This window comes from Flavobacterium sp. (genome assembly GCF_050696275.1).
GTDB lineage: Bacteria > Bacteroidota > Bacteroidia > Flavobacteriales > Flavobacteriaceae > Flavobacterium.
In genome coordinates this window covers 25,111-51,821 of the sequence record NZ_JBOGUT010000026.1, presented here as the reverse complement: position 1 = coordinate 51,821, position 26,711 = coordinate 25,111, and the positions used below count along the sequence as shown (strand labels likewise).

17 protein-coding genes and 1 pseudogene are annotated in these 26,711 nt (G+C 38.1%); 16 read left to right on the top strand and 2 right to left on the bottom strand.

The features are described from left to right. Nucleotides 1-413 precede the first annotated feature (413 nt). The 4 genes from ACRDEC_RS13085 to ACRDEC_RS13070 are packed head-to-tail and all read left to right on the top strand — an operon-like array spanning nt 414 to nt 11,288. Nucleotides 414-2,078: a T9SS type A sorting domain-containing protein gene (locus tag ACRDEC_RS13085; RefSeq protein WP_431498805.1), complete on the top strand. Its 1,665-nt coding sequence runs from the start codon at nt 414-416 to the stop codon at nt 2,076-2,078. 9 nt (nt 2,079-2,087) lie between these two features. Then, nucleotides 2,088-6,830 (top strand): DUF5977 domain-containing protein, encoded by a 4,743-nt coding sequence (locus tag ACRDEC_RS13080; RefSeq protein ID WP_431498804.1) that lies wholly within the window; start codon nt 2,088-2,090, stop codon nt 6,828-6,830. A gap of 46 nt (nt 6,831-6,876) precedes the next feature. Further along, a complete protein-coding gene (locus ACRDEC_RS13075) occupies nt 6,877-10,557 on the top strand; it encodes a DUF6443 domain-containing protein (RefSeq protein ID WP_431498803.1) in 3,681 nt (1,226 codons plus the stop codon). 2 nt (nt 10,558-10,559) lie between these two features. Continuing rightward, entirely contained in the window at nt 10,560-11,288 is a 729-nt protein-coding gene (locus ACRDEC_RS13070; RefSeq protein ID WP_431498802.1) for a hypothetical protein, read from the top strand. Nucleotides 11,289-11,475: 187 nt separating this feature from the next. On the opposite strand, the pseudogene ACRDEC_RS13065 reads toward ACRDEC_RS13070, so the two are convergent. Further along, a pseudogene (locus ACRDEC_RS13065) lies at nt 11,476-12,856 on the bottom strand (IS3 family transposase). A 559-nt stretch (nt 12,857-13,415) separates the two neighbouring features. On the opposite strand from ACRDEC_RS13065, the gene ACRDEC_RS13060 reads away from it, so the two are divergent. From ACRDEC_RS13060 to ACRDEC_RS13025, 8 genes are read left to right on the top strand one after another with little or no spacing between them, the layout of a single operon-like run. Beyond that, complete coding sequence (locus ACRDEC_RS13060) at nt 13,416-13,793, top strand: single-stranded DNA-binding protein (RefSeq protein WP_431498801.1); 378 nt, start codon at nt 13,416-13,418, stop codon at nt 13,791-13,793. Between the two features lie 45 nt (nt 13,794-13,838). Further along, a complete protein-coding gene (locus ACRDEC_RS13055) occupies nt 13,839-14,912 on the top strand; it encodes a DUF932 domain-containing protein (RefSeq protein ID WP_431498800.1) in 1,074 nt (357 codons plus the stop codon). Between the two features lie 51 nt (nt 14,913-14,963). Then, entirely contained in the window at nt 14,964-15,359 is a 396-nt protein-coding gene (locus ACRDEC_RS13050; RefSeq protein ID WP_431498799.1) for a hypothetical protein, read from the top strand. 43 nt (nt 15,360-15,402) lie between these two features. Next, nucleotides 15,403-16,029 (top strand): PRTRC system protein E, encoded by a 627-nt coding sequence (locus ACRDEC_RS13045; protein WP_431498798.1) that lies wholly within the window; start codon nt 15,403-15,405, stop codon nt 16,027-16,029. Between the two features lie 21 nt (nt 16,030-16,050). Further along, a complete protein-coding gene (locus ACRDEC_RS13040; RefSeq protein ID WP_431498797.1) occupies nt 16,051-16,269 on the top strand; it encodes a PRTRC system protein C in 219 nt (72 codons plus the stop codon). A 17-nt stretch (nt 16,270-16,286) separates the two neighbouring features. Beyond that, complete coding sequence (locus ACRDEC_RS13035; RefSeq protein ID WP_431498796.1) at nt 16,287-17,459, top strand: hypothetical protein; 1,173 nt, start codon at nt 16,287-16,289, stop codon at nt 17,457-17,459. Next, nucleotides 17,456-18,181, top strand: a complete 726-nt coding sequence (locus ACRDEC_RS13030; RefSeq protein ID WP_431498795.1) for a PRTRC system protein B — start codon at nt 17,456-17,458, stop codon at nt 18,179-18,181. Before ACRDEC_RS13035 ends, ACRDEC_RS13030 begins: the two co-directional genes overlap by 4 nt. After that, nucleotides 18,181-18,984 carry a PRTRC system ThiF family protein gene (locus ACRDEC_RS13025; protein WP_431498794.1) on the top strand — a complete coding sequence of 268 codons (804 nt, stop codon included), beginning with the start codon at nt 18,181-18,183 and terminating at the stop codon, nt 18,982-18,984. The genes ACRDEC_RS13030 and ACRDEC_RS13025 overlap by 1 nt, the downstream gene beginning before the upstream one ends. A 262-nt stretch (nt 18,985-19,246) precedes the next feature. On the opposite strand, the gene ACRDEC_RS13020 is transcribed toward ACRDEC_RS13025, so the two are convergent. Further along, complete coding sequence (locus ACRDEC_RS13020; RefSeq protein ID WP_431498793.1) at nt 19,247-20,014, bottom strand: XRE family transcriptional regulator; 768 nt, start codon at nt 20,012-20,014, stop codon at nt 19,247-19,249. A gap of 100 nt (nt 20,015-20,114) precedes the next feature. Between ACRDEC_RS13020 and dinB the strand changes: the two genes are divergently transcribed. The 4 genes from dinB (at nt 20,115) to ACRDEC_RS13000 (ending at nt 26,704) form a co-directional block, all read left to right on the top strand. After that, nucleotides 20,115-21,320: a DNA polymerase IV gene (gene dinB, locus ACRDEC_RS13015; RefSeq protein ID WP_431498792.1), complete on the top strand. Its 1,206-nt coding sequence runs from the start codon at nt 20,115-20,117 to the stop codon at nt 21,318-21,320. After that, nucleotides 21,320-24,376 carry a DNA polymerase III subunit alpha gene (locus ACRDEC_RS13010; protein WP_431498791.1) on the top strand — a complete coding sequence of 1,019 codons (3,057 nt, stop codon included), beginning with the start codon at nt 21,320-21,322 and terminating at the stop codon, nt 24,374-24,376. The genes dinB and ACRDEC_RS13010 overlap by 1 nt, the downstream gene beginning before the upstream one ends. A gap of 35 nt (nt 24,377-24,411) precedes the next feature. Beyond that, entirely contained in the window at nt 24,412-25,038 is a 627-nt protein-coding gene (locus ACRDEC_RS13005; RefSeq protein WP_431498790.1) for an alpha-ketoglutarate-dependent dioxygenase AlkB family protein, read from the top strand. A 244-nt stretch (nt 25,039-25,282) separates the two neighbouring features. Further along, nucleotides 25,283-26,704: a hypothetical protein gene (locus ACRDEC_RS13000; protein ID WP_431498789.1), complete on the top strand. Its 1,422-nt coding sequence runs from the start codon at nt 25,283-25,285 to the stop codon at nt 26,702-26,704. Nucleotides 26,705-26,711: the final 7 nt, after the last annotated feature.

Below are 26,711 nucleotides of genomic sequence, written 5' to 3'. Positions count from 1 at the left end.
CTGTTTTTTTTATTTTTTAATGCCTTAAATCGAAAAGGATGTGCAAACAAAAAGATGGCTAAGTTAGAACAAACTAATTTGTTTTTTACTCTACTTTTTGTTTATATATTCAGAATTATGTTGGACTAAACTAATAAAGTTTGACAATTAATATGCAGGTATTCTAAACTTCTGCAAGAAGCCTCTCTAAAAAGCATTTGTAAAGTGAGTACAATTGTTTGCCTCATACACTTATAAAAACATGAATTCTAATAATTATTTAAATGTTATTTTAGTAAGAATATGATTATATAGAAAACAGGTATAAATACCTGTTTTCTATATAAAAGAAGGGAAAATGTGGAAACACGTAAAGATAAAGGGGCTCAGTCCTATAGTTTTGCGCGCGCAAAAAAAATGCAACTATAGTGTTTATGAAAAAACGTTACCTGTTATTCTTATTTACGTTGCCCCTTTTTACCTATTCCCAAGACATTCTCTGGGAAAAATCATATGGCGGACAACATGCCGATTACCTGTTTGACGCCCAGCCCACGGCCGATTATGGCTTTATTCTGGCGGGCAGTTCCTTGTCTAACAAAACCGGAAATAAAGACGACGACAATCATGGGGATCTGGATTACTGGATCTGGAAAATGAGTGAAAAAGGAGATTTGGTCTGGCAGAAAAGCATTGGAGGAAGGGGGTTTGATTTGCTTCAGAGTATTAAAAACACCAGAGATGGCGGATTTATTCTTGCCGGGACTTCAAGTTCAGGAAGAGGCTTTCAAAAAAAGGAATACTGCAAAGGGATCACTGATTTTTGGGTGATAAAATTAGATGCTTCAGGTACTGAACAATGGCAAAGAACTATTGGAGGTGCAGGGAAAGATGAACTCTTATGTGCTTTTCAAACCAAAGATGGAGGTTATATGTTAGGAGGCTCATCGAGCTCAGATCCTTCGGGTAATGCACTTGCTGCACCAAACGGAATTTCCAAACCAACCACAAAAGTAGATCAGTTTAACAAATCAGAAAAAAGCCGTGGTAATATGGACTATTGGATTGTCAAACTGGACAAACAAGGTGATGTGGAATGGCAAAAGACCTATGGAGGAGTTTATGCTGACGTACTGAGAAGCATGGAACAAACCTCAGACAATGGCTATATTTTGGCGGGTTATTCTAACTCTCCGGTTTCAGGTGATAAAACAGAAAACAATAAAGGAGTAGGAGATTTTTGGATCATCAAAATAACAGATACCGGCGAAATCCAGTGGCAAAGTACTTATGGCGGTGAGGGTGACGATCAGCCTTATGTCATCCACCAAACTATCGATGGCGGTTATATCGCAGGAGGAAATTCCAATAGTAAAAATGCTTTAACTACTATGGGAGGAATTGTAAGCAATGGAACTGACTACTGGATTTTGAAACTCGATAAAGACGGAGGTGTTTTATGGAGTAAAACCTATGATTTTGGAAAAACGGACATCCTAACCTCATTGGTAGAAAACAAAGACCAAAGTTATTTGATCGGCGGTTATGCACAAAGCGAAAGCAGACGCCCAGGTGAAGGGATAGTAGCAAAAGCCGCGAACTTAGTCAGCAAAGAAAAAGAAGGTATCAACGACTATATCGCCATGAAAATAGACGACAAAGGAGAAGAAATCTGGAACAAAACTGTAGGTAGTGCCGGAGAAGATATCCTCAGAAAGTTAATCGAGACCAGAGACGGTGGTTATCTGATGGCCGGAACTTCTAACTCGGCTGCATCAAGAGACCGAAACGGCAGCATTGGAGGCAATGATTTCTGGGTAGTGAAACTAAAAGACAAAACAAAGGTTGAAAAAGTAAAAGCCAGTATTGAGGCTATTCCCAATCCTGCATCCACCTATACCAACATCATCATTGGTTATGATTTTAAGGAGGGTACCGCCTCTTTGATAGATATCAGCGGACGTACTTTGCTGGAGTTTGACATCAACAGCAGAACCGTACCGGTTAATCTGAGCAACTATTCTGAAGGAATCTATATCATTAAAGTCAGAACAGATGTCAAAACCGAGTCTGTAAAAGTGATTAAATCTGTTAAATAAACTATGAAGATGAAAAGTAAATTTTTGATACTATGCTTGTTGAATTGTATATGGTTATTGTCTCAAAATGCTAAGAACAATTTTTTCCCGCCAGCACCAGAGGCAAATTCACTAATCAAATATGTAGATGTTCCGGTTAATTATTCAACGGGAGTTACCAACTATTCGGTTCCGGTACATACTATAAAATTAAAGGACCTGACTATTCCGATCACATTAACCTATCAGTCTTCAGGGCTAAAACCTTCAGAAGTAGCGGGAAATACCGGTTTGGGCTGGGAATTAAACGCAGGAGGAAAGATCACACAAAATGTGGTGGGTCAAAATGACATCGATGTTCCGGGACCGGCAAATCCTGCGTGGAATTTACCCAATAACAGAGATTTCAAGCTCCCGTTGGGATCTAATAGTTTTGTCCCGGGTTCAAATCCATATAATCCAAGTCAATTAGACAGTATACATGGAGTGGGAACAGATTATACGCTATTCCGTAATATAGATGAAAACAATTTAGAAACACAACCCGATATATTTTATTATGCAACACCCAATAAGTCGGGTAAGTTTTTCTTCAGCAACAATTTCGAAACGAAGCAGATTCCTTTTGGAAAAGAAAAAATAGCCTTTAATAGCAGTACCAATAATTTTGAAATTACAGATACAGATGGTGTCAGGTATATTTATAATGTAAGAACAGAAAATTTAAACTTTGTAAATAGTATATGTTACGCATTTCAGGCTCTAGCGGGCAATTCCAGAAGCAATTCGTATACCTATTATTTAGTTCAGATTATTACTCCCAATAACGAAACAGTCGACTTTATTTATGATACAGTCCAATACAATCTGGAGAACGATAAAGACTACACCAGATATTATCATTGGATTTTTGGAGCGGGAGAAAAAATCACCTCCTATTATTCAGAAATCACTACTAAAGTTTTAACCAAAATCAAAGTCAATCAGGATTACGAGATCAATTTTTTATACAGTAAATATCGAAAAGATATAAAAGGCAAAGCTCAGACTACTGCTCCTAAGACACTCGATAAAATTACAGTTAATTATAAAAATGAAGTAGAAACTTACCAGTTTGATTATGGCTATTTTGGTATTGCTGATAATCAGTACAATCCGGATCTTTTTGAATCTATCATTTCAAATGAAAATACAACATACCGACTTAAACTAAAAAGTTTTCAGAAGACGGGGGAGAATCCATATGTTTTTTCTTATAACAATGAAATGGCTTTAGATCGAAATTCACCATGTATGGACCATTGGGGATATTATAGTGGTAACTGCTCAAGATATACCATGAATACCCTTTTTAATGACTTGGGAGGCTCAAAGGCTCCAAGTTTAGCATATACTCAGACCAATATCTTAAAAAATATAGTTCTTCCAACAAAAGGGGAAGTAGATTTCAATTATGAACTTAATACCTGTTCTGACAGCGGTATTTCTTATACAACCTATAATTGGGAACCTGTTTTAAAAACATATGCTAACTCTGAGAAGGCACCCACGGGCGAATGGATCACAGTGAGTGATACAATTACAATTTCTGAGAGAATGACGGGTATACCCTATGTTCAGTTTGATTTAATTAGTCCGGGGGAAGCTACAACTTCAAATTATGCAATAGCAGAGTTGCACGAATTGAGTAATGGTCAAGAGCGTCTTATGAATTTTGAGGCCATAGGTACAGTAGGAATAAATTTTAAACCCTATGTTGGTGAACCTTTGCAAAGAGGTAAAAAGTATAGACTTAGTTTAAAATGCTATGATACCATGGAAAATTCGAACAAGTTTATAACAATTAGTTATTTAATGGGGTCTACAGTTCAGGAACCAATAGCTTCAGTGGGAGGGCTGCGCATTAAAAGCATAGAAACAAAAGAGTCGGGGAATTTAGCTACTCGTCGTTTTTTTGATTACAGTATCGACGGCAAGTCTTCAGGAGTATTGTACGAAGTACCATCTTATTATGGAACCTATTCTTATTTTGCAGAAGTTACAAACCCGGAAGATAATAATATTAATAGAGGTTTGCAGGAATTTGCTGTTCAGTATTCCAGAATTCCCTCAGACATATTTGGATTCAATGGCTATCATATTTTCTATCAGAAAGTAACCGAAAAGAATACAGACAGTAAAGACATTTCCAAAGCGATTAAAGTTGAAAAATACTTTACTTTTTATGATGATTTGAGGTATGGTGAAGATTCCTATTTTGCTAAAATTTCGTACAACTGGAAACGTGGCTTGCCTTTGCTTATTAATGAGTTTAATAAAAACGATATCGCCAGAAAAACGACTTTTTCGTATCATTTTAACGAAACACCTCCCGGAAATAAAAGCTCGGTTAATGATCCTGGTTTTCCTTTAGTAAATGCTACAGCTCCAAATGAATTTTATAAAAGGAGTATCGCTCTGAGTACCTACAGACGCAATCCAATTTTTTATAACCTATATCAGTACACGAATTCTAGACTTATATCGGCTTGGTATTATATGGACAAAAAAACGACGGAAGAATATTTGAACGGAAAGGTTTTAAAAACAGAAGAAGAGTTTAAATATGATAATCCGGTAAGTGCACAATTGACCTCGCAGATTACCAAAAGTTCTGATGAAGAAACTATAGAAGTAAAATATTTTTATCCTGATGATTTGTTGAGTGAGCCTTTTATGGCTGAATTAAAAGCAGCTAACAGAATTAGCAGCCCGATAATTACGGAGAAATACAAATCAGGAACGCTTTTTTCAAAAGATAAGACAGTATTTGCCAAGGATGCCTTAACGACTAATTTGCTGTTGCCTAGAGAAATTTATGGGGCAAAATTTCCCAATTCTTTACCTTCACTGAGCAATATAGGAAATCTCGAAAAGAAAATTACCTATAACCAATACGATGAAAAAGCTAACGTTTTACAGTATACGGTCGAAAACGGAATTCCCGTTTCTATCATCTGGGGGTACAATAAAACACTGCCTATTGCCAAAATTGAAAATGTTGCTTACAACGTAATTCCGGCAGGAACTATTGCAAACCTGCAGAGTCTTTCAAATGACGACAATGATAACTGCATGTCAGGAAATTGTACGGAACAATTACTAAGAAATGATTTAAATGCATTTCGAGCTGCATTTCCAAATGCCTTTATTACCACTTATACCTATAATCCACTGGTTGGAGTTACAAGTATAACAGATCCAAAAGGAATACCTTCTTATTATGAATATGATTCCTCTGGCAGGTTAAAATTTGTAAAAGACTATGAATTAAATGTACTTCAAAAGTATTGTTACAACTATAAAGGGCAGCAGACTGATTGCAGCGATAATACTTCAACCAGTGAGTATATCTATAAGAGTGTAGCCAGAAGCGGATCGTTTACAAAGAATAATTGTCCAGCGGGAGGAACAGGTCAAAGTTTTAATTATAGTCAGGCGGCTGGGGCATATACTTCTACCATTTCTCAGGCTGATGCCGATTCAAAAGGATTGGCTTTATTTAATGCAAATGGTAGGGCCAATGCCAATGCAAATGGGTATTGCACATTTAAGAGTATAGCGCTAAGTGGTTCATTTACCAAAAATAATTGCGCCGCTGGAGGAGTAGGATCAAGTGTCCCTTTTAGTCAGGTTGCAGGTGCCGAGACTTCAAATGATTCACAGGCTGATGCCGATTCAAAAGGATTGACTTTATTCAATACAAATGGTCACGCCAATGCCAATAGCCAAGGAGAATGTACCTATAGCAGTATTGCTCTAAGTGGTTCATTTACTAAAAATAATTGTCCTGTTGGTGGTGTTGGTTCAAGTGTCCCTTTTAGTCAGCTGGCAGGAGCTAAGACTTCAACAGATTCGCAAGCTGATGCCGATGCAAAAGGATTGGCTTTATTTAATGCAAATGGTAGGGCCAATGCTAATACTAATGGGTATTGTACTTTTACCAATACTGAAAAAAGTGGTTCGTTTACTAAAAATAATTGTGCACCGGGTGGAGTAGGTTCAACGGAAGTCTATACCGTTCCCGCTGGAAGTCATTTCTCAAGAGAGTCGCAAGCAGCTGCAGATGATTTGGCGCAAAGAGATGTTAATAACAACGGTCTGGAAAATGCTAATTCAAAGGGGTATTGTACATTTTGGAATTTAGCAATTACTAGATCCTATACTAAAAATAATTGTCCTTCAGGCAGTGAAGGGTCTTCTTTAGATTATACAATACCGGCGAGAGAAGTTACATCGAGGGAGTCGCAATTTGATGCAGATGATCGGGCAGCCAAAAAGTGTGATGTATTTGGTCGGATCAATGTCAATACTAATGGGATTTGTCGCTTTTACAATACAGCCAAAAGCGGCATTTTTACAAAAAATAATTGTCCTGCGGGTCAATGGGGCGCACCTGTAACGTATACTGTTGCTGCCGGTATTCATTGGTCAGAATCATCACAGGCTGAAGCCGATATAAAAGCCCAGGAGGATGTTGCTCAAAACGGGCAGAATTACGCCAATGTAAGAGGGGAATGCGGATTCTACAATGCACAAACAAGTGAAGATTTTACCAGAGACAATTGTGGAATAGGATTTATTGGATCAACTGAGACGTATACGGTTCCCGCTCATATATATTTTTCTACACTTAGTCAAAAGGACGCTAATCTTAAGGCATTTAATGATTTAAGACAAAATGGGAAAAATTATGCTAATACTCATGGAACCTGTACGCATGATAATCACTAAGTATAAACTGAATTTAGATTTATTTTTAATCAGATAGGATAACGTAATGAAAAAATATATAACATTATTAATTTTATTGTTCTTTACAGTATCGGGCGCTAGAGCTCAGACTTTTAGCGATGATAACTTTGTATACACAGTTGCACCCAAAAAAAAGGTTAAGGCAGCAAATTTTAATACCCTGACTAAAGACGAAATGAGCCAGAATGTGACTTATTTTGACGGATTGGGTCGTCCGATACAAACCATTGCCATTGGTCAGGGAGGAACGGGACAGGATATTATAACTCCTATGGAGTATGACGGTTTTGGCCGACAAGCCATAGAATATTTACCTTATCCAGCTGCCAATGTAAGCAACAGTTATCCTAGAATTGACCCAAATACGGCCATAACTACTGCAAAAGGAATTTATAGTGCTGCAAAATATGACAATACTACAAATCCTTTCTCCGAGAAAGCATTTGAACAATCGCCTTTGAACCGTGTTTTAAAACAAGCAGCTCCGGGAGTTTCCTGGAAGATGAATAGTGGTCATGAAATCAAAATCGAGTATCAGACCAATATGGATGCCGATGCGGTAAAACTGTATAAAGCCAACGCTAATTGGGAAGTGGGTTTAGGACTGTATAAAATTAGTCTTCCGGAGCCGGGAAGTTATGCTGAAGGAAAGCTATACAAAACAGTAACCTACGATGAGAATTCGGGTGCAAACCCAAGTGAAAGTAACGGTTCTACAGTAGAATTTAAAAACAAAGAAGGACAAATTATCCTTAAAAGAACCTACGATTCGGGAGAGCGACATGATACCTATTACGTTTACGATCTGTACGGTAATCTCACCTATGTACTGCCGCCAAAGGTTGCAGGTGCGATTAATGATGAGGTTCTAAACGGTTTATGTTACCAGTACAAATACGATCTCCGCAATCGTTTGGTCGAGAAAAAACTGCCCGGAAAACAATGGGAATTTATTGTCTACGATAAACTCGATCGGGTGGTAGCTACCGGACCGGCTTTTTCGCCTTTTAAAAACGAGACAATCGAAGGCTGGCTCATTACCAAATATGATGCTTTTGGCAGACCTGTTTATACCGGCTGGAGCGGTCAAGCCTCAAATTCGGTCGCTAGAAAAACATTGCAGGATGCTCAGAATGTCTCTTCTGCTTTATTTGAAACAAAAGTAAACTCAGGAATCATAGATGATATCCCGGTATATTATAGCAATAGTACTATTACTCCTGCAAATTTTAAACTTTTAACCGTTACCTATTTCGATGATTATGCTTTTCCCAATGCAGAAGGTCTACCAACCACAATTGAAGGCCAGGCAGTTTCAGTCAATGTTAAAGGACTGGTAACCGGAAGCTGGACAAGAGCGATTACCACTGCATCGGCAACATTAGGAGAAAACGCTACTACTTTTTACGATACCAGATCTCGCGTTGTGGGCATCCGAACTCAAAACCATTTGGGCGGGTATACCAATACGGACAGTATTTTAGACTTCACTGGAAAGTCGATCTCTACCGTTACTAAACATAAACGTACCTCGGGAGATACAGAGCTAACGATAAAAGAAGATTATCTCTATTCGGCACAAGACCGTTTGTTGACCCATATCCACCGAGTTAATGGTGGTGCAGCAGAGGTTTTGGCTGATAATACTTATGATGATTTGGGGCAATTGAGTACAAAAAGTGTAGGGAATAGTGCAGGAGCTCCCCTTCAAAAAGTACAATATAAGTACAACGTTAGAGGCTGGTTAACTGGGATCAACAATGTTAAAAACTTGCAACAAGACACAGATCCGATTGATTTGTTTGCCTTTAAAATCAATTATGACAAAGTAGAAGCAAATGCAAATTATGCAAAAGCACTTTACAATGGAAATATTGCTGAAACTTCATGGATTACAAATTCAGATGTTACAGGTGCAATTCGAACATATGGGTATCAGTACGATCAATTGAATCGTTTGCAGGAGGCAACCTATCAGACTCCAAATCTTACTGATAATAAAAATTACTTCGGCGAGAACATGGATTATGATAAAAATGGAAATATTACAAGGTTACAACGACAGTATATTGCTGGTTTGTCGGCCAACCCTTATGTTGGAGATATGGATAATCTCGGGTATTTTTACACTGCCAATTCCAACCAATTAACGAAGGTAACAGATACCTCTAACCAACCGCAAGGATTTAAAGACGATAGTAACGGTTATAATGATTCGGCAGATGATTATACCTATGATTTAAATGGAAATTTAATCAAAGACGAAAATAAAAACATTACTGAAATACTGTACAATCAACTTAATTTACCCAAGAAAATTACATTTGGAACAAATGGCACGATTGAGTATATTTACAATGCAACAGGACAGAAACTGGAGAAAATTGTAAAAGAGGCAAGTGGTGCTACTTATACGGAGTATTTGGGAGGTTTTCAGTACAGTTATGTTATTACTGATGGCCCTGCGCCGGATGATCCGGGAGATACTGACCCTCCTATCGATGGTGAGGATCCTGCTCCAACCGATCCTCCAGTGGAAGCTAATCGTTTTGGTACGTTGGCAAGTCAGCAGGTTCCATCTAGACCAACGTTACAATTTTTCCCTACAGCAGAAGGGTATTATGATAACATAGGTAAAAAGTATGTCTATCAGTATAAGGATCATCTGGGTAACATTAGATTGAGTTATGCTAAAAATCCGGTTACACAGGTTCTTGAAATTATTGAAGAGAATAATTATTATCCTTTTGGATTGAAACATGAAGGATATAATGATTATGGGGTTTCTAACAATAAGCATAAATACAACGGCAAGGAACTGCAAGACGAGCTGGGGCTTAACTTCTACGACTATGGTGCAAGGAATTATGACCCAGCACTTGGTCGCTGGATGAACATAGACCCGTTAGCAGAACAATCTAGAAGGTTTACCCCTTATGCCTACGCGTTAAACAATCCCGTGTTCTTTATTGATCCAGACGGGATGAAAGCACAAGCTGGGCAATCTGGAAGTTATTTTGACTGGGATGAAGGCGGATATAGAACTGCGGACGGGAAAGAAACAACTTTTGAGTCTACCCTAGCCAGTCACGCCAACGATGATGATTCAGGAATCTCTCCATTTTCAACGGGAGATTTATTTGCACTAGCATCTAGTCATGGTGTTACAGATAAAATGAAAGCAGGTCTGGCTTTTGAAAGAGCCACTTTAGATTATCTAAACCTTCCAAGTAACGAAAAAAAATTTGGGAGTTCACATAGGAAACGACTAACAAGTGGGCAATACAGTAATGTAATACCGGATGCTGTATCTGATATTAGCGTCTTTTCTCTATTTGGTGAGGCAATAAATAAAGATAGCCATTTTCATGAAGTAAAAGCAGTTACAGGTTGGTTAAACTTGGAATCAGGATCCTCTCCGTATCAAATGTTAGGATTAATAGATGCAGCTGCAAACTCAACTGAAGGAGGAGTACATGGACGATCAATTGTAACTTTGTATACTACTAGTAATACATTAATTTCGCCAGATTTAATTAAGTACGCAAATGATAAAAAAGTTACTCTTAAATGGTCGGTATCGTATGTTAATAATGGCTTGTTGTATTTCACACCTCCAACAACATTATCATATTCCGCACAACGAGCAACTGTGAAATTTCCAATTGGCCTTCCTCAGCTTCAAGGCGTAGAAATAAAATTTTAACTATGGACAAATTTCTTAAAAATATAGTACTTACATTTATTTTAAGTTCTAATTTAATATACTCCCAAAACGAAAAAACAACAGATAATATGGAAACTAAAAATTTATCTTATAAAGAAGGAAGAGCACTAATCATTAAAAATAATTTTAAAGAAATAAATTTCGATCCAAATGATAATGAGCTTACATTTTACATAAGTGATAACAAGCAGTTTCTTGTTTATAATAAATTCATTAAAATTTTTACATTATGGCCATCATTAGATTATTATATAGAAGTAATGAATAAAACCTCTGACGACATTTATCCGGTAGTCGATTTTGATAATTTTCAAGATAAGATTGAGGAAAGAATATCTTTTTTAAACAATCTTCTAGGCACAAATATATCTAGCCTTGATAAGCAACGTGATGTAGAGGCTTTTGACAAAGCTATTAAAGGTTTTGGTATTAAAAAGATTGATTTTAATTCTTTATTCATGAACTTCTTTTCCTATTATTATGTAGTTCTACGCAATGAATTAAATTACCAGAATATAGAAATCCAATCTAAAGATGGTCGTTATGATTTTTTTATATTTTCAAATAAAAAAAATAAGACGGAAATATTAAGTAGTTTTTACAGAATGATTATCGATCCAGATGATGTGATAAATTTTAATTTACGGGTTGATATTGTTACCAATCCCTTTATTATCCCAATTGGTAAATCAAATTTGAAGACTAATTAAATAAAAATATTTTAAGGATGAGCATTTGGTGTTCGTCCTTTATTTTTAGAGTAGATACTTGGACTGTAATCCAAAATAAGAAAAAGATATGTCTGTTGAAGGTAAAAATAAAATCGATGCAATTAGTACTAATAAAGTGTACGTCTTCAAACTAATTTGGACTTTTCCTAAGAGAGTGTTCTGTTAATTATTTCAAAGATAAATGTTTTTCTTTGTTAGTTGAATTTTTAAATTTTTGATACTCTTTTCTTCGGTTTACAATCGATATTTTCTTTAATCGTTCTCTTTCTTTTAAAATTTGGTCACCTCTTCCGTAATACACATCAGCAGGGGTTAAGTTGTTTAATGATTCATGGTATCTTTCATTATTGTATCTATAAACAAACTTTTTCAGAGCGTTTTCCAATTCTTCGGGAGCAAAGTAATTATCGAGTTTCACCACGTTTTTCATGGTTCTGTGATAACGTTCAATCTTTCCCTGTGTTTGTGGATGATTTGGTCTGCCGTGCACTTGCTGCATCTGATAATTGTCTTTCAGATAGGATTCCAATTCCGAAGCAATATAGCACGAACCATTGTCAGACAACAATCTAGGTTTTGGCTTTGTAATTAGTCTTGCTTTTACAATCGCCCTGTCCACGGTTCTTTTGACATCCTCGGCTTTCATGGTAGAACAAAGCTCCCAGTGCACTATATAACGGCTGTAATCATCTAAAATGGTACTCAAGTAATACCAGCCCCAACCCAGGATTTTAAAGTAGGTAAAATCAGTCTGCCACATCTGATGCACAAAGCCTGTTTTGCTGGTAAATTCATCAGCTGCGCTCAGGAAAATATGGGCTGGAGCCGTAATGAGGCCTCTTGCCTTTAAAATTCGGTATACACTGGATTCGGAAATGAATACTTGCTGCTCATCGGTTATTTTATAAGCCAGTTCTCTTGAAGATAGCTCTGGGTTGTCCAATGCAATATCTATCACCAGATTCTTCTGTTCTTCGGGGATGCTGTTCCATTGCCTGTTTGATACTCGTTTGTTTGGCATTAGTCCTTCAACACCGTGTTTACTATAAGCATGGTACCAGTTGTAAAAGGTGCTTTTATTGAGCCCAATTTCCTGAAGCGTCCTGTTTACGCCAATCTCGGAACGTACAACCATGTGGATGATTTCCTGTTTCTCGGATACGGTAAGTCGCATATACTTTTTGAATTTACCCGTTACTCCAAAATGTCCAATGTTTTTTTTACGATGTCGTATCGCAAAACCAAATCGGCAACAATCTCTTTTAAACGTTGGTTTTCTTTACGAAGTGCTGCTACTTCATCACTGGTGGCTTCTCTTGTGGTATCGCCTGATAAACGTTTCTTACCCGCTTCCAAGAACTCTTTGTTCCATTTGTAAAACTGGGATTCCTGAATGGAGTACTTCCTGCATAACTCAGCTACGGACATTTCTGCACGCAAGGCTTCCATAACAATCTGTATTTTTTGTTCGGAAGTAAAGATTCTTCGGGTTTTCTACGAATCTCTTTGATGTAGTTTTCAGCTGTTTGTTTCTTTGGTGTTTTCATACTTATTTCAAATTTAAAGATTTTGAAAACACTCTCTTAGTTTTTCTCTAAATCAGTCCACTTTTTGCTGACGATTTACAAAGACGTTTCATAACTTTCTTTTGGAGTTAATAACCAAACTGCCACATTCATTAAAAAGATTTCATTTTTAAATCCTTCCCAATAGAGGCAGTTGTTCTGATCTTACATTCATTTCTTGTCTCTCATTACTTCCCCTTCATTTTTAAATTCAATAACCAGTATACTTTTGTCTCATTTCAGCAGCAAAGGTATTTCCGTGTCCTTAACGCAATAGCAAGGCCAGGCCCTTCAGGTTTGACAAAAAATCTCCACCCATCCGGGTTGTATTTTTTGTCAAAGCCTTGCTATTGCTAAACACTAACCTTTTTATGCTCCCGAAACGAAACATAGCATACTCCGGCTCTTTAGACGAATAAAAAAAATGTCAGCAATGAAAAGTAAAATATTAAAAATGGATTTGATGAAACAAAACAGCACCTCCTCTCATTGCCGAATAAAATTTCAAAAAAAAATTAATCACTAAAAAATCTTAGAAATTATGAACATCATCGGAAGAGTGACAAAAGATGCGGAAGTACGCACATTGTCAAATGAAAAACAAGTAGTAAAATTTTCAGTAGCAACCAACGACAGCTACCGAAATAAAGCGGGCGAACGCATAGAGCAGACAACGTATTTCGATTGTGCCTATTGGATTAGCCCAAAGGTAGCGGAGATACTCACTAAAGGTTCACTTGTGGAACTCACAGGCAGGGTAAGTGCAAGAGCATGGACAGGTAATGACGGGGAAACACACACAGGGCTGAATTTCAATACCTCAAATATCAAACTGCACTTAGGGGGCAAAAAATCCCAAACGGCACAAGCTACTACAGGAAACAGCAACGACAAGGAAAAGGACGACCTCCCATTTTAACAACGAGCATCTAAACAATTTTTAAACTTTTTAAATCATTTTATCATGGCACATAATATCAATTTTAACAGTGAAACAGGACGTTACTCATTCTTTAGCGTAAAGGAAAAAGCGTGGCACGGACTAGGGCAAATTGTAGAGCAATATCCAACTAGCGAGGAAGCTATAAAGCATGCAGGCTTGGACTATGAGGTAGCCAAAAAACCTGCCCTTATCAAGGGCGCAGGATTATTAATTGGAAACAATGGAGAAATTATCGAGGGACAGGATATAATAATACCTAACCGCTTTGGCACATACCGCACTGACACAAACCAACCATTCGATGTTGTGGGAAAAGATTATCATATCGTGCAGAATCGTGAAGCGTTTAATTTCTTCGATGCCATTGTAGGCAGTGGCGAGGGAATACTATATGAAACCGCAGGAGCTTTGGGACAGGGAGAACGCATCTTTATCACAGCAAAACTGCCTGGCTATATCAGAGTAGGCAATGGGGATGACGTTACCGAAAAGTATATTTTCCTGACCACCTCGCACGATGGAAGCGGAAGTATCACAGCCGCATTTACTCCTATCCGTATCGTGTGCCAAAATACCCTTAATGCTTCGCTTCGTTCGATGAGCAACGTGGTGCGCATCAAACATACTTCAGGGGCAAAACAGCGTTTGGAGGATGCCCACAAGGTTATGGGTTTGGCAAATACCTTAAGCAGTCAGTTGGAGGGAATATTCAACAATTGGGCAAAAGTAAAAGTAACAGACCGAGAAGTGAGAAAGCTAATCCAATTGGCGCTATGCCCCAACAAGGAAACTTTTGATTTACTCAAAAAAGGTGCAGAGGATGAAGTTTCCACCTTGTACAGGAACACGGTAGACGATGCCTTTGCGTATGCTATGACAAGCGATACACAGCAGATGGACACCACTAAAGGCACATTGTTCGGGGCATACAATGCCGTGACAGGCTACTATCAGAATGTACGCAGTTACAAAGATAATGAAGCCAAGTTACAGAGTATTGTAATGGGTGGAACGGCACAAATGAAAGGACAAAAGGCTTTTGAACTGTGTACTGCCTTTGCAACAGATGGAGCAGAAATCTTAAACCTTAACTAATTAACCACAGGCTACCGTCTTAATCGGTGGTAGCCTTTAAAAATAACAGCTATGAATATCGGAATTATAACCTACAAAAATTACGAAGAACGACTACTGTTGAATTGGAATTTCAACTTATTGGAACTGTTCAGCATTATATTGAATGACAAAGATTTTGTCCGCTTTGAAATCTTGGACAGAAATAATAACCTTTTACTCTCAACACATTATCCCGATGTAGAACAAAAGGGAGTATATATCGAAGTTGTCAAAATTAAAAAAGAGACTGAAATTACTGGAATTACTTATGATGCATTCAGAACGTCATCGACTATCCGCAGAATGAAGGTGCGTTGGAACGTAAACGGCAGAAGATTCCGAACAAAGAAAAGAGCTATTGAGTATGTCTATTGGCAAAACAGAAGGGCAAGCTTGCAAATTGAGGGGTTCGTTGACCGCAGGTAGTCTGAAAAAGAACGATTAATAAACATTTTAAAATTTTAAGACGATGAACACAAATTTTTTCAATCAGATAGCACAGATGGACATACAAGGAGATTTGCACCTTACCATCGCTAAGGGAGCAGAAAACAACCTTATCGTATCGGTTATGCTCCAAAACGAACAATGCGGAGATAACGCAAAGAACATCATACCGCCCCTTACTCTTCGGGGAACAGCCGAAGAACTTGACAACGGTTTTTTTGAGAAGATAACCACGCCTATACAGACCGCTTCGGGCTTAATGGTGGATATGGAAGGATTTATGAAGCAGGTAGAAGAAGCCAAAAAGAATTCGGCAATGGAGAAAGAGAAAGGCGAAAAACAGAAAAAAGAACTGGAAGCCAAAGACAAAAAGTATAAAGATGCAATGGCAAAGGCTGATGAATTGGCAAAGGAAGGCAAATTCCGTGATGCGTGGATGAAAGTACCTGAGACAACAGAGTTCCCCGAAAAGGCTGACGAGATACGCAGACGCAAAACGGAACTATCCGACAAGTTTTCTACCCCAAGCCTTTTTGGGGCAATGGAAGAAGAAAAACCCGAACCATCCAAAGAAGTACTTTTCCCCAACTATGCTACCGATGAAGTGGAAGAAGAAATGTCGTTTGAGGATGAGGAAGAAAACGAATAATAACCTTTAAAATGTAACGACATGTTATTAGCAACACAATTAGAACGAGTATTTATACTCAAGGATAAAGGACAGGATATCAGACTGACTGACCCCGAACCACGTTGGAGCGTGGAAGCGGTATTGAATTTTTACGCCAACAGTTATCCAATTTTGACCACCGCCAAAATATCTGCCCCCGCCATCAGGGACGATGCGGTCGAATACCGATTTGAGAGTGTAATGGGGACTAAAGGTTAAACCTAAATTTTAAAGCGATGAATTATGTACAAGCACATTATATCGGGAACAATCAGCCCGCCCGAACAAAAAAGACAAAAGCAGTTGTACCAACAGCTCAGCGAGTTCACCCATTGGATGCAAAAACCCAAAGATGCAAACGAGGTTCAGAAAGACAAACGCAAGTCAGTACCAACACAAATGTTGCCAATGGTTTTCTAAAGATTTCTTTCCTGCCTAAATTCAAAGAAACGAAAACGGTACAGGCTTGTGAGGAAAAAGCAAAAATGCAGAGGGATTTTTATAGCTCCCTTTCTAAACTTTCGGAACATTATAAGATTGATCCAATGCAGACGAGCCAATTTGACTATCCTTACAATATGGCATTGGCGATATGGGATATGGAGGAAAAACTAAAACAGCGTGTTTTGAACTGGCAGGAAATACGTTTGCTACAGGACAGTAAGAAAACTTATTTTATCAGTGAGGAAAAATACAACACAGGTACAACCTTGTATTATATACCAATTGAACCGTTGTATCAGATGCTACACGACCCCAAGCGAAAAAAAAATGCACAACTGCTTATTTCCGTTTGTTCTTACCTGTACCACATTGCGGACATCCCTTATTTCAGACAGGAAGACAGCTATCTGTACTGGATGTACGAAATGCACAAAGACTGGGTGGAACAGGATGATGAAACAGACGAAGCAGAAATGTATCAACTTGAATTTAGTAAAGCGGAATTGATTGGGGACTGCATAGAGCAAAAGATTTTTAATCCTATCAATTTACGGGTTTTTGAACAGCGTTTAAATGCTTTTAAAAACCGTGATACCTTCGACCACGAATGTTGGCAGGCGGCTTGTACTGCCTTGGCTTTATACACGGAGTATCCACGGGAAAGCATTTTCCGAAACTCACCCATAAAGGATGACCCTGAAAACGAAGCTGACGAAAACGAAACCATCGGCATGGAAAAGTACATTTCCTTTATATCGCATACAAAAGGATGGCTATACGAGAACCTTGCCGAGAGCATCAACAACGAGTTTAACGAGTATGGAGAAATGCAGGAACCGACCATTTGCAAATGCTTTGACGGCAAAGACGCAACGAATACCAGTCTTGATTTTGAGAACAGATTATTTGCCCTATTGGACGATATATGCAGTCTATTGTATAACTATGAAACGACACGAAAATGAAAAACACAAACGATATAACCGCAAGTTTCGGGACTTTATACCACCCTAAATCTGCCTTGGTTTTCTATGAAGCCAATGGAACGGATAACGATGTATATGTGGAGCATTTTGATATGGACAAAAACGGCAGTCCTATTAATGCCCATCCACTTACAGAAAGAGAAGCCAATGCATTGGCAAAGTCATTGCAGACGGAAAAGAACAAGGATAAAGCTTTTTTAAAATCCAATGGGATATTGCCGACCAATATCCTGCACATCAATCCCAATACCGATAAAGGGGCAGTCTTATGGTACACCAAAGCGAAAAGGCGACAACTGCATTTCGTAAACAGTTTGCACATTCCGAGCGGTATGGCGTATGTACCACCAATGGTTTGGTATGCCAGTAAAAACAGTCTTTGGGTATTTGCACTTACAAGCGACAGAAGACCTACAGAGAAAACGCTTTTGTATGATGCCCCTTTTTTCAACATCTATGAAGACGGCAGGGTATGCATGGGTTCAGTCAATATCAACATCAAAAACTCCGCTTCGGTAGAGGAATTTACAGGGGCTTGGGAAGACTATTTTTTCAATAGCTATTTCAGCCATTTATTGGGGCAAAACAGTCCGATAATTGATAATTGCGTACATTTTTGGAAAGACCTTATCAAAACAGGGAAACCCTTTCCTAAAGAAGTATTGAAAAAGAAAAACAAAACACTTAAAAATCTATTGTGATGAATACAGAGAAAACAAAAATACATTTTACGGATAACTATCTGATAAATCCCACTAACCCCATTACCGTAAACCTAATCGGTGCGGGTGGTACAGGCTCAAAAGTATTGACCGCCTTGATGGAAATGAACCATAGCCTAATTGAACTCGGACACGCAGGGTTATCCGTTCGCCTTTGGGATGATGATGTTATAATGACTGCCAATTTGGGCAGACAGCGTTTTGGACAGTGTGAAATAGGATTGCCCAAATCCGTTGCCCTTGTAAATCGTGCAAACCGTTTTATGGGAACGAATTGGAAAGCGGAAACCGTGAAATTTGAAAAAGATACTTTGGGAAGATTGCCCAAAAGTGCCGAAGCAACGCTTTATATTTCCTGTGTAGACAGCGTACAGTCCCGCTTTGCTATTGCAGATATTTTAAACCAAAACAACGGCAGATACCATAGGGATACACCAAAATATTGGCTGGACTTTGGGAACAGCCAGTATACAGGACAGGTTATACTATCTACTATTGGAGCTATAAAACAGCCTAATTCCGAAAAGTACGAAACGGTGGCAAGCCTCCCATTTGTTACCGAAGAATTTGGAGAATTATTAAAGCAGTCCGAAGAGCAGGACGATACGCCCAGTTGCTCATTAGCGGAAGCATTGGAAAAACAAGATTTGTTTATTAATTCGGCATTGGCACAAATGGGATGTTCTTTGTTATGGACTTTGTTCCGTAACGGAATGACGGAGAACAGGGGGTTTTTTCTCAATCTGAAAGATTTCCGTTCACAGCCCATTCCAGTCGCCTGACCCGAAAAGTCGGGCGGCAAAAAGACAGCCCCTTCCGAAGGTCGGGACAGTCTTTTTGCAAAGCGGAACAACCACATTGGCAAAAATATATGCCGATTCCTAAACTCTTCGCTCATATTTTACCAAAGAGGTTGTACAGTTTTCGTTAGGGATACACATCCCTAATAAATAAATACTACGGACTTCTTTTCTTTCTTCTGTCAGGCGACCAAAGAAAAGAAGCAAAAGAAGGTCGCCTTGGAGATACCATTCTTTTATTTTTTTAACTCAATCTTTGCTTTACTTCATTAATATCATTGCTGATTCTTTGGAACATTTGTCCCACGCTTAAAGCCGAAGGGGCTTCCTGTTTACTATCATCCCTGCCAATATGGGCTACATATTCCCAAATCTCCAAAATGTCAGAGAGTTTGATATCATAAGGACTGTAAATAACATTGTCCGGTTCTACAGTAATAGAGTCCGGATTTTTTTTGCTCAATCGTTTATAGGTAATCCCCTCGCTAACCGTAATTAGAATATAGGTTTTATCAATTCTTATTTCGCCCAAGTTCTCTATATATTTCCCTACCACAAAAGTGGTATTGTTATGCGGTGGCATAGAATCACCGTCAATGGGAAAAGCCCTAAATTTACCGATACCCAAAAAAGGCAATGTCAGCTGTTGCAGGCTTTCCATAAACTCAGCATCGGCATAACCGGTCAGATAACCCGCCTGAGCTTTATGAGGCACAATTTCTATTAAGTTATTTCCCTCATGGTCCACAACAATAGGCAACACAATCCTGTTATCTTCCAGCTGCAATAAATTTTCGATTGATATTTTTCTTAAATCAACGGTCAGCAGTAAATCAATACTGATATAATAATACCGTGAAATCACCAATAGCGTTTCCGCTGGGGGCGTGTTCTTTCCATATTCATATTTCTTGTAACGGTCAACAGGTAAATGCATTCCGTCCGCTACTTCCTGCTGGGATAGATTCCGCTTGTTTCTCAGCCATTTAAGATTGTCAGAAATATACAACATACGTTAAAGTGATTTTAAATCACTACAAATATAATCATTCAAGGGATTTAACGTCCTAATTTTGTAAAAAGATATTTCAACATAAAATATTCAGGATAACATGACACGCGCCATCGTACATATGGATTTGGATACATTTTTTGTCTCCTGCGCACGACTTCAAAACCCCCAATTAAATGGTATCCCTTTGATTGTTGGCGGTGGCGAAAGAGGTGTTGTAGCGTCATGTTCCTATGAGGCAAGGTATTTTGGTGTCCGTTCAGCAATGCCCATCCGAATGGCAATGCAGCTTTGCCCGCAGGCAAAAATCATCAAGGGCGACATGGAATTGTTCTCCAACAAATCCCATGAGGTCACACAGATTATTGAAGAGAATGCACCACTGGTTGAAAAAGCAAGTATTGATGAATTCTATCTGGACATTTCAGGCATGGATAAATTCTATGGCTGTTATAAATGGACAAACGAGCTTTCCCAAAGCATTACCAAAGAAACCGGTCTGCCCATAAGTTTTGCTTTATCGGTAAACAAAACGGTTTCCAAAATTGCTACAGGTGAAGGAAAACCAAAAGGGAATCTGGAAATTTCCCAAAATATGGTACAGCCCTTTCTGAACCCTTTATCCATCCGTAAAATTCCCATGGTAGGAGAAGTTACTTTTAACCTGCTTTCAAGATTAGGCATACGGAATATTGAGAAACTATCCGAAATGCCACCCGAGGTACTGCAAAGTATGATAGGAAAAAATGGGCTGGAATTATGGAAAAGAGCTAATGGCATAGACCATTCGCCAGTTGAACCGTATAGGGAAAGGAAATCCCTTTCAACGGAACATACCTATCTTCAGGACACTATTGACATATATCAGGTGAAAGCATTGATTTTGGGAATGGTGGAGAAATTAGCGTATCAGGCACGGTGTGAAGGGTGGCTAGTTTCCACAGTGTCTGTAAAAATACGATATGCCAATTTTGATACCGAAAACCAGCAAAGAAAAATAGCCTACACCTCCTGCGATCATGTTTTGGCAAACAGCGTACTTGAGCTGTTCCATAAACTGTACAACCGACGTATGAGAATCAGGCTGGTCGGGATAACATTTACCGGTTTGGTACGGGGTACCTATCAGATTAATATGTTTGAGGATACCGAAGAAATGATGGCATTATACCAGACGATGGATAAAATCAAAAACCGGTTTGGCTTTGATGCTGTTACCAGATGCGGGGGAAGAATCCTTAAATCAAAAACAGGAAATATCATTTCAAACCCACAAGGATTTATTAACCCTAACAACACCCAATAATGTATTTGAACTGTCATTCTTTCCATTCACTCCGTTACGGAACTATTCCATTAAATGAACTGGTGGAGCAGGCTGCGCAGTTTGGTGTAACGGCAATGGCATTGACGGACATTAATACGGTAACAGGAATTTATGAATTTATAAAAGCCTGCGAAGTTTTGAATATAAAACCTTTGGTTGGGATTGATTTCCGTAACGGCTCCAAACAGCTTTATGTGGGTCTGGCAAAAAACAGTGAAGGAATATCCGAGATGAACCGACTGCTGACCAAACACAATTTTGAAGAAAGGATGCTCCCTATTCAGGCACCTGATTTTGAAAATACCTTTATCATCTATCCCTTCGAGAATGTTCCTGACAAGCTGCAGGAAAATGAATTTATCGGTATTACGGCAGAACAGCTGTCCAGACTATACAATCCTGCATGGAAAAACAGAATCGATAAAATGGTGGTACTGCAAAGCGTTACCTATAGAACCAAAGAGGAATTAAATTTGCATAAGATACTCAGGGCAATCGATTTGAATATTATTGGCACCAAGTTAACTGAGGGAGATCATTGCAAAATTTCTGAAGTCATGCTGCCGCAAGAAAATCTTATTGCCAAATTTAACGATTATCCGGTTATTATTGAAAACACTGAAAAATTAATAGCCCAATGTGATTTCCAATACGACTTCGGTACTCCAAAAAATAAAAAACATTACACCGCAAACAAACAGGGTGATATCGAATTGCTTACCAAACTGGCTTATGAAGGAATGGTCCGCCGGTATGGCGCTGACAATAAGGAGGCATTGGAACGGGTTGAAAAAGAGCTCAGGGTAATTGATGAACTGGAATTCAGCGGTTATTTTCTCATCACATGGGATATTGTACAATACAGCATCAGTCAGGTTTTTTTACACATCGGACGAGGAAGTGGTGCCAATAGTATTATTGCATATTGCCTTGATATTACGGATATATGCCCGCTGGAACTGGATTTGTATTTCGAACGTTTTCTCAACCTGAACCGCAAAACGCCACCCGATTTTGATATTGACTGGTCGTGGCGGGAACGTGACATCATTTTGCAATACATATTCACTAAATACGGGGCTGACCACGTGGCTTTTTGCGGTACAAACGTTGAGTTCAAGTACCGTTCCATTTTCCGTGAAGTGGGCAAAGTTTTTGGTTTGCCAAAGGAGGAATTGGACGAATTGGCAAAGAACCCGATGAAGCAGCATCAGAAAAATGAAGTGGTGAAAATGGTACAGTATTATGGCATGATGCTTGAAAAATATCCTAACCAACGCAGCATGCATTCCTGTGGCATTATCATTTCGGAAAAGCCGATCACCAATTATTCCGCTTTGGAAATGCCCCCTAAAGGGTTTCCCATTGTACAGTTTGATATGCATGTGGCAGAGGAAATTGGCTTTGACAAATTCGATATTTTAAGCCAGCGGGGTATTGGACATATCGACGATGCCGTAAAACTGATTAAAAAAAACCGGAACATCGATGTCAATATCCGGGACACTACTATCTCTAAAGATGAGGTAAAATGTAATGAATTTCTAAGCCGGGGTAAAACCATCGGGTGTTTTTATATTGAAAGTCCGGCCATGCGGGGTTTGCTCCGAAGGCTTAACTGCGACAATTACAAAGTACTGGTGGCTGCTTCCTCCATTATCCGCCCGGGAGTTGCTCAATCAGGCATGATGAAGGAATATATTTTCAGGCACAATAATCCTGATCGTTTTGAATATTTTCATGATGTATTCAAGGAACAATTGGGGGAAACCTATGGCATAATGGTTTACCAAGAGGATGTTATTAAAATTGCACTGCATTATGGCGGGTTGCCTGCTGCCGATGGCGATATCCTCCGGCGTGCCATGAGTGGTAAAGGGCGTTCAAAAACAGCCCTCCAAAAAGTAAAGGACAACTTTTTTGCTTCCTGCGCCGAGCAAGGGCATCCATTAGAATTAAGCCAGGAAATTTACAGGCAGATTGAATCCTTTGCCGGATATTCCTTTTGCAAGGCACACTCGGCATCCTACGCAGTGGAAAGTTACCAAAGCCTCTATTTGAAAGTCCATTACCCGATTGAATTCATGACGGCGGTAATCAATAATTTTGGTGGTTTTTACCGCACAGAAGTTTATGTACACGAAGCAAGAATGTCCGGTGCAAAAATCCATAATCCATGTGTCAATAAAAGTGATGTGCAGACCAATGTATCTGGAACCCATATCTACCTCGGATTTCAGCATTTGAAAAGCTTGCAATCTCAGACTTCAGAATTGATTGTAAGTGAAAGGGAGGAGAATGGACCCTATCAATCACTTGAGGATTTTATCAACCGTGTTTCTATTGGAATTGAAGGAATCCAGACTCTGATTTTCATTAATGCCTTTCGATTTACCGGCAAACAGAAAAACGAATTGCTGATTATTGCACGATTAATTTTAATCAATTTCAAGCCTGAGAACCGCAATCTCCTGTTGATTCAGGAACCTGTAAAGGATTATAAGTTGCCGGTACTGGAACGTTCCCCGTTTGAGGATGCTTTTGATGAGATTGAGTTGCTTGATTTTCCTGTTTCCGTTACACCGTTTAATTTATTGAAGACTTCTTTCCGTGGGGACGTCATGGCAAAGGATTTAACCAAACACCATAAGAAAACGGTCAGGATGCTTGCGTATCTGATTTCAAGGAAACATGTTCCTACCAAACGGGGTGACATGTTTTTTGGAACCTGGATTGATAAAGAAGGGGAATTTTTTGACACGGCCCATTTTGCCGATTGCCTGCGTGACTATCCTTTTCAGGGGGGAGGATGTTACCTGCTGCAGGGCAAGGTAGAAGTGGATTATCATTTTCCAACCATTACCATATCCAAAATGGCAAAGATGCCCTTTATTGCGGATCCCCGTTATTCGGCTACAGACGAAAGAAGATTCCATACACAACAGCAGATCCGTGAAGATGTGAGCATGACCCATCGGGAACCTTATCCACAGGAACAAGAATACCATATGCCGCGGTACAAAATGGCCCAATAGTAAAAAAAATAAAGAACATGAAAAAGCAAATAACAATGATGACACTCTTTAACGACACCGAAATTTTCGCATCAGGCACAGATGGCAAAAGAATTTTTGACGTTCCCAACGCTGACTTACTGTTAATCGATAATTTTTTCACCAAGGAAGAGTCCGATCAGTATTACAATATTTTACTCTATCAAACCAAATGGCATGAATATGATATGCCGATGTATGACAAAGTGGTTACGGCGCCCAGAATGGTTTCCTGGTATGGTGATACGAACCGGAGTTCCCGAAAATCGAATCCCAACTGGCCTGTAGAACTACTGACCATCAGGGAAAGGGTCGAAAATGAAACACAGATGAAATTCAATGCAGTATTGCTTAATCTCTATAGGAATGGCAATGATGGCGTGTCCTGGCATAGTGATAAAACCGCCAGCAGTAATAAAGATATGAATATAGCCTCGGTAACATTTGGTGAAACACGTTTATTCCGCCTGCGTCATAAATTTTTAAAGCATATTCCACAGATAGAAATCCCTTTGCATCATGGTACATTCTTACTCATGGCAGGAAATACAAATACATATTGGGAGCATCAGATACCTAAAACTGCACGGGATGTATTGCCAAGAATAAATTTAACTTTTCGTCAGGTTAGTCTCCAGCAATAATATTGTACAATTATATTCTTTAGTCTTTCTTTTCTAATTGCTTTTCTTCGGCTACCTGTAATCAAAAATATAACTCATATATTATATTGTTTGTTTTGTAAGTTTTTATTTGTGAAAAATCCGTATAAATACGTAGTGCCAGAAAAAAAATCCTTTTTAATTTAGAAGAAAATATTTTGATTGGAAATGAGAACTATTTTTTTTAGGAGAACATTAAATCAGTAAAAAATAAAACTTGAATCTTATGAAAAAACTATTACTTTTTTTATTTATTTTAGGCTATAGTGCTACATATTCACAATCGGTAAAAGAAAAACCATTAAAGAATAAAGATAGTATTGTATTGCAAAAAACAGACAAAGCTTTATCTAATAAAGATTTCAACGCAATAATTCAAACGAGTTTTTCAAAATTAATTACTGGACAAACAGCAAATAACGTCGGTAGTTATGCAGGTGTGGATATTGAGAAAACTGAAGTGACTTTCAGTCCTACATTTATTCTCGAAAATGGTAATATCATTACTGGTAAAATGATGGGAGGAATATCTGACGGAACCTATGCTATTTTTAACAACTCAAAGTTAAATACAAATATCAGTTTGGAAGTTCAGTATCATTTTTTATATAAAAAGACTCCAAGAACAATATATTATTATCAAAGTGACTATGATAAATACCTAGAAGATAGCACTAAAATCGTAAAAGACCATTCCGCGGCTAAAGCTAAAATCTTAAAGTCTTTTGAAAACAATGAACGTATAATTGAAAACGATAAATTAAATACGGAAAATAAAACACTTGATGCCGATATCGCAACGCTCAATCAAAAGTTGAATACTCCACTCACAGCTGATGAAAAAGAATTATTCACTGCCCAAGTTGATAATAAAATTTTCAAAAAGAATCAAAATGCAGCTAAAATTGCTGAGAATAAATTGCTCAATAAGGATTACAATAAATTAAAAGAACTGCTCAAGATTAATAATACCAGAGCTGACAAATTAAACGAAAATGATATTTCAAAGTTAAAAGTAGCAGGCTACCAATTCTCATGGTTTTCGTTGGCGTATAAACTTAAAAATGATGAATTTAGATTATTAGACCCAAAGGAAATTTATGAGAATCAAATCACCAAAGACAATTACATTAGTCATGAGTTTAAAACACAATATTCTTATGTCAATTTAAATCAAACAAATTACAAAACAACCTACTTTACATCTTCTTTAACAATGAAATATAAAAGTAATTTTAATGATTTAAAGAAAGTGGAAGTAACCCAAACCAGTACTATTGGAACAAGTTCAAATCAAATAAGGGAAATCTCTGATAAATTCTTTGCTTATTCAGGAACCTATAAAACCGGTGTAACTGAATTAAATGTTGATGTTGATTTTTATCATTTTCCTTTTAGCAGAAGCGCTATAGGATTTCATATTTTTCCAAAAAGTAAATATACCCAAAACATAAAACCAGTTTACAACGCAGGATTTGGTGTAGTATTTCCATTCATTGATAAAAAGAAAGATAAATCAACTATCAATGCAGAACTGTATTATAATTTTACTAATATTTTTAATTCTAACGACGTAGATTATACATTAATTGAAAGAAACAACATTGGTATACGTTTAGTTTTCCCGATAAATTTTAACCCTAACTAATTAACAT

Excerpts from the sequence above, each read along its gene's own strand:
- ACRDEC_RS13035 (WP_431498796.1), top strand. The coding sequence starts at position 16,287 with ATGAATTATGTACAAGCACATTATATCGGGAACAATCAGCCCGCCCGA.
- ACRDEC_RS13040 (WP_431498797.1), top strand. The coding sequence starts at position 16,051 with ATGTTATTAGCAACACAATTAGAACGAGTATTTATACTCAAGGATAAA.
- dinB (WP_431498792.1), top strand. The coding sequence starts at position 20,115 with ATGACACGCGCCATCGTACATATGGATTTGGATACATTTTTTGTCTCC.
- ACRDEC_RS13045 (WP_431498798.1), top strand. The coding sequence starts at position 15,403 with ATGAACACAAATTTTTTCAATCAGATAGCACAGATGGACATACAAGGA.
- ACRDEC_RS13005 (WP_431498790.1), top strand. The coding sequence starts at position 24,412 with ATGATGACACTCTTTAACGACACCGAAATTTTCGCATCAGGCACAGAT.
- ACRDEC_RS13020 (WP_431498793.1), bottom strand. The coding sequence starts at position 20,014 with ATGTTGTATATTTCTGACAATCTTAAATGGCTGAGAAACAAGCGGAAT.
- ACRDEC_RS13070 (WP_431498802.1), top strand. The coding sequence starts at position 10,560 with ATGGACAAATTTCTTAAAAATATAGTACTTACATTTATTTTAAGTTCT.
- ACRDEC_RS13080 (WP_431498804.1), top strand. The coding sequence starts at position 2,088 with ATGAAAAGTAAATTTTTGATACTATGCTTGTTGAATTGTATATGGTTA.
- ACRDEC_RS13050 (WP_431498799.1), top strand. The coding sequence starts at position 14,964 with ATGAATATCGGAATTATAACCTACAAAAATTACGAAGAACGACTACTG.
- ACRDEC_RS13000 (WP_431498789.1), top strand. The coding sequence starts at position 25,283 with ATGAAAAAACTATTACTTTTTTTATTTATTTTAGGCTATAGTGCTACA.
- ACRDEC_RS13055 (WP_431498800.1), top strand. The coding sequence starts at position 13,839 with ATGGCACATAATATCAATTTTAACAGTGAAACAGGACGTTACTCATTC.
- ACRDEC_RS13030 (WP_431498795.1), top strand. The coding sequence starts at position 17,456 with ATGAAAAACACAAACGATATAACCGCAAGTTTCGGGACTTTATACCAC.
- ACRDEC_RS13025 (WP_431498794.1), top strand. The coding sequence starts at position 18,181 with ATGAATACAGAGAAAACAAAAATACATTTTACGGATAACTATCTGATA.
- ACRDEC_RS13010 (WP_431498791.1), top strand. The coding sequence starts at position 21,320 with ATGTATTTGAACTGTCATTCTTTCCATTCACTCCGTTACGGAACTATT.
- ACRDEC_RS13060 (WP_431498801.1), top strand. The coding sequence starts at position 13,416 with ATGAACATCATCGGAAGAGTGACAAAAGATGCGGAAGTACGCACATTG.
- ACRDEC_RS13085 (WP_431498805.1), top strand. The coding sequence starts at position 414 with ATGAAAAAACGTTACCTGTTATTCTTATTTACGTTGCCCCTTTTTACC.
- ACRDEC_RS13075 (WP_431498803.1), top strand. The coding sequence starts at position 6,877 with ATGAAAAAATATATAACATTATTAATTTTATTGTTCTTTACAGTATCG.